General features: G+C 65.0%; 13 protein-coding genes. 6 read left to right on the top strand and 7 right to left on the bottom strand.

What is annotated here, in order from left to right; translation table 11 throughout:
• Positions 1–73: 73 nt before the first annotated feature.
• The 3 genes from JI743_RS09650 to JI743_RS09640 form a co-directional block, all read right to left on the bottom strand.
• Entirely contained in the window at positions 74–1,891 is a 1,818-nt protein-coding gene (locus JI743_RS09650; protein WP_201928100.1) for a M2 family metallopeptidase, read from the bottom strand.
• 75 nt (positions 1,892–1,966) lie between these two features.
• The gene (locus JI743_RS09645) at positions 1,967–2,716 is read right to left on the bottom strand and encodes an alpha/beta fold hydrolase (RefSeq protein ID WP_201928099.1); all 750 of its coding nucleotides are present in this window, start codon (positions 2,714–2,716) and stop codon (positions 1,967–1,969) included.
• A complete protein-coding gene (locus JI743_RS09640; protein WP_201928098.1) occupies positions 2,713–3,360 on the bottom strand; it encodes a 2-hydroxychromene-2-carboxylate isomerase in 648 nt (215 codons plus the stop codon). Before JI743_RS09640 ends, JI743_RS09645 begins: the two co-directional genes overlap by 4 nt.
• A gap of 130 nt (positions 3,361–3,490) precedes the next feature.
• Here JI743_RS09640 and JI743_RS09635 point away from each other — a divergent pair, with 130 nt between their 5' ends.
• The 3 genes from JI743_RS09635 to JI743_RS09625 all read left to right on the top strand — a co-directional run bounded on the left by JI743_RS09635 (position 3,491) and on the right by JI743_RS09625 (position 6,715).
• The gene (locus tag JI743_RS09635; protein ID WP_201928097.1) at positions 3,491–3,937 is read left to right on the top strand and encodes a MarR family winged helix-turn-helix transcriptional regulator; all 447 of its coding nucleotides are present in this window, start codon (positions 3,491–3,493) and stop codon (positions 3,935–3,937) included.
• Positions 3,937–5,058: an HlyD family secretion protein gene (locus tag JI743_RS09630; RefSeq protein ID WP_201928096.1), complete on the top strand. Its 1,122-nt coding sequence runs from the start codon at positions 3,937–3,939 to the stop codon at positions 5,056–5,058. The genes JI743_RS09635 and JI743_RS09630 overlap by 1 nt, the downstream gene beginning before the upstream one ends.
• Positions 5,059–5,122: 64 nt before the next feature.
• Complete coding sequence (locus tag JI743_RS09625; protein WP_201928095.1) at positions 5,123–6,715, top strand: MDR family MFS transporter; 1,593 nt, start codon at positions 5,123–5,125, stop codon at positions 6,713–6,715.
• A gap of 369 nt (positions 6,716–7,084) precedes the next feature.
• Here JI743_RS09625 and JI743_RS09620 read toward each other — a convergent pair whose 3' ends face one another.
• On the bottom strand, positions 7,085–7,411 hold the full coding sequence (locus JI743_RS09620; protein ID WP_201928094.1) for an ArsR/SmtB family transcription factor: 327 nt from the start codon (positions 7,409–7,411) through the stop codon (positions 7,085–7,087).
• A gap of 48 nt (positions 7,412–7,459) precedes the next feature.
• Here JI743_RS09620 and JI743_RS09615 point away from each other — a divergent pair, with 48 nt between their 5' ends.
• Positions 7,460–7,942: an SRPBCC family protein gene (locus JI743_RS09615; RefSeq protein ID WP_201928093.1), complete on the top strand. Its 483-nt coding sequence runs from the start codon at positions 7,460–7,462 to the stop codon at positions 7,940–7,942.
• A gap of 39 nt (positions 7,943–7,981) precedes the next feature.
• Here JI743_RS09615 and JI743_RS09610 read toward each other — a convergent pair whose 3' ends face one another.
• Both JI743_RS09610 and JI743_RS09605 read right to left on the bottom strand, forming a co-directional pair.
• The gene (locus tag JI743_RS09610; protein WP_201928092.1) at positions 7,982–9,466 is read right to left on the bottom strand and encodes an AMP nucleosidase; all 1,485 of its coding nucleotides are present in this window, start codon (positions 9,464–9,466) and stop codon (positions 7,982–7,984) included.
• Positions 9,467–9,536: 70 nt separating this feature from the next.
• Positions 9,537–10,019: a peroxiredoxin gene (locus JI743_RS09605; RefSeq protein WP_201928091.1), complete on the bottom strand. Its 483-nt coding sequence runs from the start codon at positions 10,017–10,019 to the stop codon at positions 9,537–9,539.
• Between the two features lie 184 nt (positions 10,020–10,203).
• Here JI743_RS09605 and JI743_RS09600 point away from each other — a divergent pair, with 184 nt between their 5' ends.
• On the top strand, positions 10,204–10,767 hold the full coding sequence (locus tag JI743_RS09600) for a YqgE/AlgH family protein (RefSeq protein ID WP_201928090.1): 564 nt from the start codon (positions 10,204–10,206) through the stop codon (positions 10,765–10,767).
• Between the two features lie 31 nt (positions 10,768–10,798).
• Here JI743_RS09600 and JI743_RS09595 read toward each other — a convergent pair whose 3' ends face one another.
• The gene (locus JI743_RS09595; RefSeq protein ID WP_201928089.1) at positions 10,799–11,197 is read right to left on the bottom strand and encodes a hypothetical protein; all 399 of its coding nucleotides are present in this window, start codon (positions 11,195–11,197) and stop codon (positions 10,799–10,801) included.
• A gap of 460 nt (positions 11,198–11,657) precedes the next feature.
• On the opposite strand from JI743_RS09595, the gene ahcY reads away from it, so the two are divergent.
• Positions 11,658–13,076 (top strand): adenosylhomocysteinase, encoded by a 1,419-nt coding sequence (ahcY, locus tag JI743_RS09590; RefSeq protein ID WP_201928088.1) that lies wholly within the window; start codon positions 11,658–11,660, stop codon positions 13,074–13,076.
• Positions 13,077–13,203 lie beyond the last annotated feature (127 nt).

Below are 13,203 nucleotides of genomic sequence, written 5' to 3'. Positions count from 1 at the left end.
ACCTAGCGCCGGTCGTTTGACGAGGAATGGCCGGGAATTGCTTCCCGGCCATCGGTGCGTCTCAATCGGTTGCTTACCACCCGGTCGGCTTGCCCTTGTTCTGCTCGTCGAGCCATTTTTTCAGCGGCGCGAAATAGGCGGCCATCGCCTTGCCCGACATTTCGCGGCTGCCGGTAAAGGCTTCGAGCGCGTCGGGCCACGGCTTTGACGCGCCCATTTCGAGCATCGCGTTCAACTTCTCGCCGACCGCCTTGTTGCCATAAAAGGAACAGCGGTGGAGCGGCCCTTTCCACCCCGCCTGCTTGCACGCCGCCTGATAGAATTGGAACTGCAGCACGCGCGCCAGGAAATAGCGCGTGTAGGGCGTGTTGCCCGGAATATGATATTTTGCGCCCGGATCGAAGGCGTCAGCCGGACGCTCGGCGGGCGGGACGATCCCCTGATATTGGGTGCGAAGATCGGTCCACGCCTTGTTGTAATCGGCGGGCTGGATCGACCCATCGAACACACCCCAGCGCCAGCGGTCGATCAGCAGGCCAAAGGGCAGGAACGCCACCTTGTCCATCGCCTGCCGCAGCAGCAGGCCGATGTCCTTGTCGGCGCTCGGTACCTTCGCCTTGTCGAGCAGGTCGATGTCGACGAGATATTGCGGCGTGATTGACAACGCGACGAAATCGCCGATCGCCTCGTGGAAGCCATCGTTCGCGCCGTTCAGATATAGGAACGGCTGTTCGTTATAGGCGCGCTGATAATAATTATGGCCGAGTTCATGGTGGATGGTGACGAAATCGTCGGCATTCACCTTGATGCACATCTTGATGCGGATATCGTCCTTATTGTCGATATCCCACGCCGACGCATGGCAGACGACTTCGCGGTCGGCGGGCTTGGTGAACATGCTCCGCGTCCAAAAGGTTTCGGGTAGCGGCTCCATCCCCAGCGACGAATAGAAATTCTCGCCGATCTTGACCATGTCGATCGGGCCCTTGCCCTTCGCCTCCAGCAATTCGCCGATGTCATAGCCAAGGTCGCCCGTTCCCGGCGGCGCGACGAGTGGATAGATGTTGCCCCATTCCTGCGCCCACATATTGCCGAGCAGGTCGGCGCGAATCGGACCCGTCTTCGGCTGGATCGCGTCACCATATTTCTCGTTGAGTTTCGAGCGCACATAGGTGTGGAGCGCCATGTAGAGCGGCTTGACTTCCTGCCACAGCCGCTCGGTCGTCTTGGCGAATTCTTCGGGCGGCATGTCATAGCCAGAGCGCCACATCGCGCCGACGTCGGTAAAGCCCAGTTCCTTCGCGCCCTCGTTCGCGATGCCGACCATCTTGGCATAGTCGTCCTTCATCGGCGCGCCGACCTGATTGTGCCAGCTCGTCCACATTTCAGCGAGTTCGGCGGGGGTGCGTTCGACATTCCCCATTTCGGCCTCGATGTCCGAACCCGAAATTTCCTTGCCGTTGAGCGTCCCGCGGCCCTTGCCATATTGCGACTGCAGGTTCGTCGCGATCTGGTTGAGTTCGGTCGCGGCGCCCGGCGTCGTCGGCGCGGGAAGCACGAGGCCGGTGCGCAATATGTCGAGCTTGCGCCGCGTATCGGCGCTGAGCCCTCCGACGTTCATGTATTTGGCAGCTTCGAGCGCATATTTGACCATCTTTTCGGTGCCGACGGCATTGATGCGCGCCGCCATCGCGTCGGTATCCTCGGTGATATAGGTCGAATTGACCCAGTTCACCTGGCTCGCCTCGACCGTATAGTCGAACAGATCCTTTTCGGCCGCGGCGATAAAGGCTTCGGCGTCCGCGACAGTGGGCGCGGCCGTTTGCGCCGCCGCCGGCGTCGCCACGGCGAGCGAAAGGGCAAGCGACAGGGTCGAGATCATCGATTTCATGGGGTTGCGTCCTCAATCAAGTTTCATGCGCTCTGCGGCGCGATAGCCACAGCTTGGCGCGCGCCGCCTGCCCGGTCAAGCGGCCAGGAAGCTTGCGATCGCCTCGCCGAGAGCAGGCTCGGTCACGCTCGACATATGCGTTCCGGGGATCGTCGTGAGCCGCGCGTCGGCGAGCGTTGCCGCAAGTTCGGGCGCTGAACCATTGTCCTGATCGTCCTCGCCGCAGACGACGAGCGTGGGCATGGTGATCGCCGCCAGTGCTTCAGGTGGCGTGTCGGTGAAGCTGTTCAGCAGATGCCCGGCAGCGACGCGGTCGACCTTCATCGTTTTCATGAACTGGATCGCCATCCATGTATCGTCCCCGCGTTTCGCGCTGTCATATTCGGCGATCGCGCGGCGAAAGAAATCGCCCCGGCGCTGCCAGCCTGAAAGGCCAGCGAGCCCCATGCCGCCAAGGATCAGCCGCTCCGGCGCGACGCCCCCGACGACCGCGCGTACACTGGTCCGGGCGCCGAGCGAGAAGCCGCCGAGATCGAAGCGGTCGAGGCCCAGATGCGCTATCAGGTCGCGCAGATCGTCGACGAGGACATCGGGCGGATAATGCGCCGCGTCGTGCGGCGCGTCGCTCGCCCCATGAACGCGCAGGTCGGGCATGATGACGCGGTAACCCTCGGCTGCAATCCGGTCGGCGGTGCCGAACTTGATCCAATTGACCTCTGCGTTGGAGAAAAGGCCGTGGAGCAGGAGCAGCGGCCGCCCCTCGCCCCTTTCGCGCCAAGCAAGGCGAATCCCGTCGCGCGCTTCGAAAAAATTCGTGTCGTTCATCGCGCGCGCAGTCCCTTTTGCTCCATCCGCCATTTCGCCATCTCTATCCGGTCCTGCCCGAAAAAGGGCTCGCCGTCGAATACGAGCGTCGGGACGCCCCAATGGCCCGCGATCTCGAGCGCGACCTGATTGCCGGCAATCTCAGTGTCGAGCGCATCGGCATCCGCGACGACCTCTGCATCAAGCTCGCCGAGGTCGAGTCCGGCGCGACCCGCGGCGCCGGCGAGATGGTCGCCAAGGTGCCAGTCCTCGACGCCGCCCCAGATCAGCTGCCCCGCCTCATGCGCGAAGGCGAGCCCCTTGTCGCGTCGCGCTGCCGCCTGCCCCAGCCGTGTGAGGCGATAGATATAGGGCTGATCGGCTGCGATCGCGCGCGTCGTCACATTCTGGACGATCGGATCGGGGCGCGGCGGCCCGAAGGGGATGCCGTGGAACTGCGCGACGCGGATCATGTCGCGCATCGTATAGCTCAGCCAATTGGGGTGGTTGCGCTCGAAGAAGTCGGGCTGGCGGATCGCGAGCGGATAGACGGGGCGCAGCTTGATCATAACATCGTGGCTCGCCGCGAGCGCACGATAGCGGCCGACGGCGAGATAGCTGTACGGCGAGCGGAAGGACCAGAAAAGGTCGGCGGTCAGCGTCATGGAGCGCACCCTGCCCGAAATGGAGCGAAGTGCAACCGTTGGCGCCGCTGTTGCTGCCGAAACGGATGTTTTCGAAGGTGTCGCGCAGCGTGCGTTGTGTTTAGTAGCAATTGCTATTATATGTGGTGCCATGAGTGAATCGATCGGCTTTCTGCTCAACGACACCGCGCGGCTGTTCCGGCGCGCGTTCAACGCGCGCACGCGCGACAGCGGCATCACCGCGTTGCAGTGGCGCGTGCTGTCCTATCTGTCGCGGCACCCCGGCATCCGCCAGGGCCCGCTCGCGGATATTATCGAGGTCGAGCCGATCACCCTGTCGCGGATGATCGACCGGCTGGAAGAGGCGGGGCTTGCCGAGCGCCGCGCCGATCCGACCGACCGCCGCGCGTGGCTGCTGCACCTCACCCCGCTCGCCGAGCCGCTGCTCGACGATCTGCGCCGCACCGGGCGGGCCGTCGTCGCCGAGGCGACCGAGGGGCTGAGCGACGCCGAACGCGACGAGCTCGCCGCGCTCGTCGAGCGCGTCCGCGCCAACCTGTCGCGCCGCGAATGCCTGAAAGAGAAAGAGACGCTCTGATGGACCAGCTGACCCGCCGCCCGCGGCCCGAGGATGCGAACTCCCCCGCCGCAGCGCCGAAAGCCGATCCCGTCCCGCCCACCGCCCCCGACGCGGCATCGCGCGGCGATGCAGCGCCCGCCTGGCGCACCCGCCTGCTGATGTTCGGCCTGCCGCTGCTGATGGCGGCCGGGGCGGGCGGATACTGGCTGATGAGCGGCGGAACGGTGTCGACCGACAATGCCTATGTCCAGATGGACAAGGTTTCGGTGGCTGCGGAGATCGGCGGACGCATCACCGAAGTTGCCGTGCGCGACGGACAGCATGTCGCGGCGGGCCAATTATTGTTCCGCATCGACGGCGAACCCTATGCGCTGAGCGTCGCACAGGCGGACGCGGCGATCGATGCCGCGCGCGTCGACGTCGGCAATCTGTCGGCGAGCCTCGCCGCCACCGGCGTCGCCATCCGCGCCGCCGAAGAGGATATCGCCTTTGCCGAGGCCAATTTCCGCCGCCAGGCCGCGCTGATGGAGCAGGGCTTTACGACGCGCGCCGCCTATGATGCCGCGAAACATGCGGTCGACCAGGCGCGCGCCGGCCTGGCGCAGGCGAGGGCCGACGCGGTCGAGGCGCGCGCGAAGCTGGCGACCGGAGGCAGCGGCATCAATCCGCAGGTCGAAGCCGCGCGGGTGCAGCGCGCGCAGGCGGCGGTCAATCTGGGCCGCACCGAGGTTCGCGCGCCAAGCGCGGGCCGTATCGCGCAATCGGACCGGCTGCAGGTCGGCCAGACGATGGTCGCGGGCCTGCCCGCGGTGACGATCGTCGACACGGCCAGTCCGTGGGTCGAGGCCAATTTCAAGGAAACCGACCTTGCCGACATGCGCGTCGGCCAGCGCGCCGAAATCCGTTTCGACGCCTATCCGGGGCTGAAGGTGCGCGGCCATGTGCTGACGATCGGGGCAGGGACGGGCAGCGAATTTTCGGTCCTGCCCGCGCAAAATGCGACGGGCAACTGGGTCAAGGTGACGCAGCGCGTCCCCGTCCGCATCGCCCTTGACGAAAAGCCGTCGCGCGACATGATCGCCGGGCTGTCGGCGGATGTGCGGGTGTTTACCGGCGGCGGGACGGCGGCGGGGAAGTAGGGGTGGTCGCGCCGCTTTACACAACCCCAACCCCTCCCCTGGAGGGGAGGGGCTTTAGCTAGCCATGGCCAGCCGCTCGCTCCCCCGCCGGCCCGCCGCCGCTGCGCTGCCCGCCGGCGACGAGGTGCCGCTGCACGAGCGCGTGCGTTTTCGCGGGCTGCTGACGGTCGCGGTGATGGGCGCGTCGATCATGCAGATCCTCGACACGACAATCGCCAATGTCGCGATCCCGCACATGCAGTCGGCGCTCGGCGCGACGGGCGAGACGGTGACGTGGGTGCTCACCAGCTATATCCTCGCGTCGGCGGTCGCGATGCCGATCACCGGCTGGCTTGCCGACCGCATCGGGCGGCGCGAGCTGTTCCTTGCCGCGATCGCGGGCTTCATCGTCACGTCGATGGCGTGCGGCGCCGCGCAATCGCTCGAACAGATGGTCGTCTTTCGCTTTCTGCAGGGCGTGAGCGCCGCCTTTATCGCGCCATTGTCGCAATCGGTGATGCTCGACATCAATCCCCCCGAACGCCATGCGCGCGCGATGTCGATCTGGGGCATGGGGATCATGATCGGGCCGATTCTGGGTCCCATACTCGGCGGCTGGCTGACCGAAAGCGCCAATTGGCGCTGGGTCTTTTACGTCAACCTGCCGGTCGGCCTGATCACGCTCGCGATGATGTGGGCGCTGCTCCCCGCGACGCACCGCCGCGAGCGCAAGTTCGACCTGTTCGGATTTTCGATGCTCGCGCTGGGCCTCGCGGCCTTGCAACTGATGCTCGACCGCGGCGCGCACGAGGACTGGTTCGACAGCGCCGAAATCTGGATCGAATGCGGGGTCGCCATCGGCTGCCTGTGGATCTTTGGCGTCCACCTGTTCACGTCGCGCCGCGACACGCTGTTCAACCGCGCGATGCTTGCCGACCGCAACCTCGTCACCGCGATGGGATTCATGATCGTGATCGGCGTCGTGATGTTCGCGTCGATGGCGCTGCTGCCGCCGATGCTCCAGAATCTGTTCGGATGGCCGGTGATCGACACCGGGCTGGCGCTCGCGGTGCGCGGGATCGGAATCCTGATCAGCATGGGGATCGCGGGGCAGTTGATGGGCAAGGTCGATGCGCGCTGGCTGGTCGGCGCCGGACTTGCCATCGCCGCGCTGTCGCTGTGGCAGATGAGCCACTGGTCGCTCGCCATGGGGATGCGGCCCGTCATCGTCAGCGGGCTGGTGCAGGGGCTGGGCATGGGGCTGATCTTCATCCCGCTCAACACCATGGCGTTCGCAACGATCGCGCCGCATTTCCGCACCGACGGGTCGAGCCTGCTCAACCTGTTCCGCAGCCTGGGCGCGTCGGTCGGCATATCGGTCGTGACGACGCTGTTGGGCGCGAACATCCAGACGAGCCACGCCGACCTCGCCGCGCATGTCACCAGCGGTTCGACGAGCGTGATCGACCCGTCGACCGCCGACCGCTTCGGATCGCTCGGCGATGCCGCGATGATGATGGTCAATGCCGAGATCAACCGGCAGGCGGCGATGATCGCCTATATCGACGATTTCTGGCTGATGATGTGGGTGACGCTGGCGGCGGTGCCGCTGGTGCTGCTGCTACGGCCGGCCAGGCAGGAGGCACCGCAGGCGGCGACGGAGGATATGGGGGATTAGAAAGCGGCGGTTTTGGGGTGGGGAGTGGACGTTCAACGCGATTAAGGCCCCTCCCCTTCAGGGGAGGGGTTTGGGGTGGGGGTCCGACGCCTTGCGCAAGGCCGCTGGCCCCCACCCCACTCCGACTAGGCAGCAAGCTGCCAAGTCTTCGTTGCCCCTCCCCTGAAGGGGAGGGGCTGTCTTTTCCTTACGGCAACTATCGGTCGCTACCAGACCTTCGTCATCGCGGACTTGATCCGAGATCCATGACTTCGGCGCTGCTATGGATCCCGGATCAAGTCCGCGATGACGAACTGATTATTGGCAGATATGGGTGCAATCTGTTCCAAACTCCCCGTCGCGCCGCGATGGGGTGGCAGTCGCGCTGCGCTAGCCCGCCTCCACGCGCCGCTTGAGCCGCGCGAGTCCGTCGGCTGCGGCGGCGGCGTGGGGGCCGATCCAGCGGTCGTGGATGTCCTGGATCGGCATCGCGTCGAGGTGGTTCCAGCGTTCGCGCCCGCGGCGTTCGGCGATCACCAGCCCGGCATCTTCCAGCACCCTCAGATGCTGCATCACCGTGCAGCGGTCGATTTCGGGGAAATGGTCGCAGAGCGTTCCCGTCGTGAGCGGCTGGTCTTTCAGATCGTCCAGAATCTGTCGCCGCACCGCATGGGCCAGCGCCTTGAACACGCGGTCATAATCGTCGTGGATTGACATGTTATAAAAATATAACATAATTGGCGCCGACTCAAGCGGAGATTGGCGATGGAACTCAAATTCAGGGTCGCGGCGCGGATCGCGAAGCCGGTGCACGAAGTGTTCGAGGCGGTGGCCGATCCCGCGCAGCTTTCGGAATATTTCACGACCGGCGGCGCGCAGGGGCGGTTGGAGCCGGGCGCGACCGTGTCGTGGGCTTTTCACGATTACCCCGGCGCCTTCCCGGTTTGGGTGATCGAAGTGGTGAAGGACGAAAGGATCGTGCTCGAATGGCAGGCGGGCGAAGGCGAAGCCCCCAATCTCGAGGGCGGCGAACTGACGGATGCCGATTACCGGACGCGCGTGACGATGAGTTTCAAGAGCCTCGACGACGGCCGCACGCTGGTCGAGATCGCCGAGGAAGGCTGGCGCGAGAACCAGGCCGCGCTCGGCGCCAGCTATGGCAATTGCCAGGGCTGGGCGCAGATGCTGTGCGCGCTGAAGGCGTGGCTCGAATATGGCATCAACCTGCGCGCGGGCATGTATGATTGAGGCGCGCGCGGCGCGGGCCAGCCCGCGCGGCGGCCCGATTTAACGGAACGGCGGCTCGTTGAACGCGCGCAATTTGCGGCTGTGCAGCTTCGCGCCCTCGTCGTGCAATATCTCGCAGGTCCGAATGCCGATTTGCAGGTGCGCGGCGATCGCCTCTTCGTAGAAGCGGTTCGCCTGTCCGGGCAGCTTGAGCTCGCCGTGCAGCGGCTTGTCGCTGACGCAGAGCAGCGTCCCATAAGGCACGCGGAAGCGATAGCCCTGCGCGGCGATCGTCGCCGATTCCATGTCGATCCCGATCGCGCGCGACTGCGAAAAGCGCAGCGCCGAGTCGGTGAAGCGCAGCTCCCAATTGCGGTCGTCGGTGGTGACGACGGTGCCGGTGCGCATCCGTTTCTTGAGGTCGGCGCCGCTCGTCCCCGACACCGCCTCGGCCGCGCCGGCGAGCGCCTGTTGCACTTCGGCGATCGGCGGGATCGGGATTTCGGGCGGCAGCACGCTGTCGAGGATATGGTCGTCGCGCAAATAGGCGTGCGCGAGCACATAGTCGCCGATCCGCTGGCTGGGGCGCAGGCCGCCGCAATGGCCGATCATCAGCCATGCCTCGGGCCGCAGGACGGCAAGGTGGTCGCAGATCGTCTTCGCATTCGACGGGCCGACCCCGATGTTGACGAGCGTGATGCCGCTGCCGTCGGGCGCGATCAGGTGATAGGCGGGCATCTGGTGCCGCCGCCACGCGCTGTCGGCGACGAGCGCGCTCGCATTGACGCCGGGCCGGTCGACATAGAGACCGCCGGCGCCCGCAAGCGCCGTGTAGCGACCCTCGCCGACCTGCTTGCCCGCCCAGACGACGAATTCGTCGACATAGCGGTGATAGTTGGTGAAGAGGATATAGCGCTGGAAATGCTCGGGCGCGGTGCCGGTATAGTGGCGCAGGCGCGCGAGGCTGAAATCGGTGCGCAGCGCGTCGAACAGCGCGAGCGGCTGCGCCGCGGTCGGATCGAGGCCGAACAGCCCGTCGGCAAGCTCGTCGCCGATGTCGGCGAGTTCGGTCGTCGGAAAATGGCGCGCAAGCTCGAGCGGCGTGACGCTCCCCATGTCCGAACCGTCGCTCGCGTCGAGCACATAGGGGAAGGGGATCTGTTGTCCCGTCCGCGTGACCTCCAGCGTCACCTCATAGTGGCGGACGAGCAGCAGCAATTGCTCGCGCAGATAATCCTCGAACAAATCGGGGCGGGTGACGGTGGTGACGAATTCGCCCGCGCGCTCGAAATGACCGAAGGCGAAATTGTGGCCGCCCTGGCCCTTGCGAAACTCGCCGGTGGTGACGATACGGAGCGCGGGATAGTCGAACAGCCCCGCCGATGCCGCGTCGGCGGGCGGCAGCGTGCGGTCGCGAACATAGTCGGCAATCGCCGATTTCAGCGCGGATACGGAAGACTGGAAGCGGCTTTTGAGTTCGTCGATGACCGCGTCGACAAGCGCGGCGGGATCAGCGATTTCGGAAGTTGGCGATGAGGTCGTCATCGCGACGCTGTTGCACGAAATTATGACAAAAGGGAAGAGGGCGGCACCATCGGGCGCCGCCCCCCCGATCTCAGAGCTGTTCGAGCATATGGTCGGCGCTCGAAACCTTGAATTCGCCCGGTGCCTCGACGTTGAGCTGTTCGACGACGCCGTCGTTGACGATCATCGAGAAGCGCTGGCCGCGCTTGCCCATGCCGAACGCCTTGCCGTCCATCGTCAGCCCGACCGCTTCGGCGAAGTCGCCATTGCCGTCGGCGAGCATCGTGACGCTGTCGCCGGCGCCGGCGCTCTTGCCCCACGCGCCCATGACGAAGGCGTCGTTCACCGCGGTGCAGACGATTTCATCGACGCCCTTGGCCTTGAGTTCGGCGGCCTTGTCGACAAAGCCGGGAAGATGCTTGGCCGAGCAGGTCGGCGTGAACGCGCCGGGCACCGAGAAAAGCGCCACCTTGCGGCCCTTGAAATAATCGCTGCTGCTCACCTGTTCGGGACCATTTTCGGTCACCTTGACCAGCTTGGCGTCGGGCAAAGTGTCTCCGGTCTGGATCGTCATGTCGGCATCCTTTCGTTGAGGGGGTTGGATCGCGGCAGACATTGGGGCGGGGCGGTGTCAAGTCAAGCGGTCGGGAACCCCCCTGGCGGGAATTTCCGCAATCGGCGGCGCGGCTGGGCCGGCGAGACGGGCGCCGACGTCAAAGAGGCTGGACCTGCCGCGCACGCGGGTTCATGATGGCGCGATGGAGACGGACCCGACCTGGTTCACCGGCCAGCTGCTGCTCGCGCTGCCCGGTATTGGCGATCCCCGCTTCGAGCATTCGGTGATTGCGATGATCAGCCATGACGAGGAAGGGGCGATGGGGATCGGCATCGCCGACCCGATCGGCGGCATGACCGTCGGCGCGGTGCTCGACCAACTCGAAATCGACCATGACGACCCGCTCGATCAGCCGGTTTTCCTCGGCGGGCCGGTCGAGCCCTCGCGCGGTTTCGTCCTGCACAGCCGCGATTGGGGCGGCGAGGGTGCGGTGCAGGTTTCGGACCGCTGGATGGTGTCGAGCTCGCACGACATATTGCGCGCGATCGGCGACGGGCACGGACCGTCGCAGTGGCTCGTCGCGCTCGGCTATGCGGGCTGGTCGCCGGGGCAGCTGGAGGGCGAGATGGTGCGCCACGGCTGGCATGTCACACCGGGCAGCGACACCCTGCTATTCGAAACGCCGCCCGCCAGGCGCTGGCAGGCGGCGTTCGCCGAAGCGGGAGTGGACGCCCGCCTGCTTGCCACCGAAGGCGGCGAAGCATAGCTTCGTTTTTCGCCGGGACGACGATATCGGATCAGCGCGCGAGCGCGAGCAGCGGCTGACCCCGATCGAGGTTGGCGCGCGCGGTGCGCGCCGCCCAGCGTGAGTCGACATAGCGGCCGTCGGCCAGCTCGACATCGTAGCGGATCGGGCTGGCGGCGGCCGCTTCATAGGATGCGGCCGCATCGGCGGTGCGACCCAGCCGGGCATAGGCGGTGCCAAGGTTGATGAGGCGCGACGGGTCGCGCGCGTCGAGCGTGGTGTCGCTCGTCAGCTTGGCGACCGCGGCCTGATTGTCGCCCGCTTTCAGCTCCGCATAGGCCACCGGCAACACATGCGAATCAGCCTGCGGGGCCGTTACGACAACGATCGATTGCGCGGCGGCAGGGGTCGCGAAGGCCAGGACGACAAGCGGAAGCAGAATTTTTTTCATCTTAGGTATCTCCCCGAAAACTTTATGCGATTTTCTCGCGTGACCGTGAAAAAGTCAATATTTCCGGGCATATGTAACATGTCTGTCACATTAGGAAATTATGCTCATCGCATGGCGCATTATAAGTCAAGATAATCAGAATCTTGGCTTTTGCGACTCCGTGTCACAATTCCGGGGTCGCGCTTGTCACAATTGCGCCGCTCCAAAATTTATTTGCCGCGCCGGTTCGGCTCGCGGTCAACGAATCGCGTTCAGGGAGCCGCTGGAGCCACGGCAAAGGCGCGCGGTTTGCCGGGGCATTTTGCCCGCATCGCGAACGGCGGGGCGCGCCGCATTTGCGATATAAAGAAAAGTTTATATTTGATTGGCCGCGCCGTTTCGGTTAGGGCGCCGGGCATAATTGCTTCGAGCATTCGGGACCGCTCGCCTGCGGTCGAACTTGCCAGACTGGAGAAACATCGTGGCCACTCTTGCCGCCGATACCCGTGATTATGTGATTGCCGACATCGGGCTTGCCGATTTCGGGCGCAAGGAAATCAACATTGCCGAAACCGAGATGCCGGGGCTGATGGCGCTGCGCGAAGAATATGGCGCGTCGAAGCCGCTGAAGGGCGCGCGCATCACCGGGTCGCTGCACATGACGATCCAGACCGCGGTGCTGATCGAGACGCTGACCGCGCTCGGCGCCGAAGTTCGCTGGGCGACGTGCAACATCTTTTCGACGCAGGACCATGCCGCTGCCGCAATCGCCGCGTCGGGCGTTCCCGTGTTCGCGGTGAAGGGCGAAAGCCTCGCCGATTATTGGGACTATGTCGGCCGCATCTTCGACTGGGAAAGCGACAATGACGGCCAGACCTGCAACCTGATCCTCGACGACGGCGGCGACGCGACGATGTTTGCGCTGTGGGGCGCCAAGCTCGAGGCCGGCGAAACCATGCCCGCGCCCGAGAATGAGGAAGAGGTCGAGATGCAGCGCGCGCTGAAGGCGTTCATCGCGGCGAAGCCCGGCTATCTCACCAAGACGGTCAAGGCGATCAAGGGCGTGTCGGAAGAAACGACGACCGGCGTCCACCGCCTCTATCACATCGCCAAGAAGGGCGAGCTGCCTTTCCCCGCGATCAACGTCAACGACAGCGTGACCAAGTCGAAGTTCGACAATCTTTATGGCTGCAAGGAATCGCTCGTCGACGCGATCCGCCGCGGCACCGACGTGATGCTCGCGGGCAAGGTCGCGACCGTCGCGGGCTTCGGCGACGTCGGCAAGGGCTCGGCCCAGTCGCTCCGCAACGGCGGCGCGCGCGTGCTCGTCACCGAAATCGACCCGATCTGCGCGCTGCAGGCGGCGATGGAAGGGTTCGAGGTCGTCTCGATGGACGAAGCCGTCAAGCGCTCGGACATCTTCGTCACCGCGACGGGCAACGCCGACGTCATCACCGCCGAACATATGGCGGCGATGAAGAATATGGCGATCGTGTGCAACATCGGCCACTTCGACAGCGAGATCCAGATCGCGGCGCTCGCCAACTACAAATGGACCGAGGTCAAGCCGCAGGTCGACCTGGTCGAATTTCCCGACGGCAAGCAGATCATCATCCTCTCGAAGGGCCGCCTCGTGAACCTCGGCAACGCGACCGGCCACCCGAGCTTCGTGATGTCGGCAAGCTTCACCAACCAGACGCTCGCGCAGATCGAACTCTGGACGCGCAGCGAGCAGTACAAGAACGACGTCTATGTCCTGCCCAAGCACCTCGACGAAAAAGTCGCCGCGCTGCATCTGGAAAAGCTGGGCGTCCACCTGTCAAAGCTGACGCAGAAGCAGGCCGACTATATCGGCGTGCCGGTCGAAGGGCCGTTCAAGCCCGACCATTATCGCTATTGATCGGCAAAGCCGATCGGAAGGAAGCGGCGCCGGGATTCCGGCGCCGTTTTCATTTGGAGGGGCCGCGAGCGTCAGCGAGCGCTTGCGCGCTCGGCCCCTCCGTCAGCCGCGGCGCGACTGCAACCTC

Source organism: Sphingopyxis jiangsuensis (assembly GCF_016734905.1).
Lineage (GTDB): Bacteria > Pseudomonadota > Alphaproteobacteria > Sphingomonadales > Sphingomonadaceae > Sphingopyxis > Sphingopyxis jiangsuensis.
This window is presented reverse-complemented; position numbering and strand designations above follow the sequence as displayed.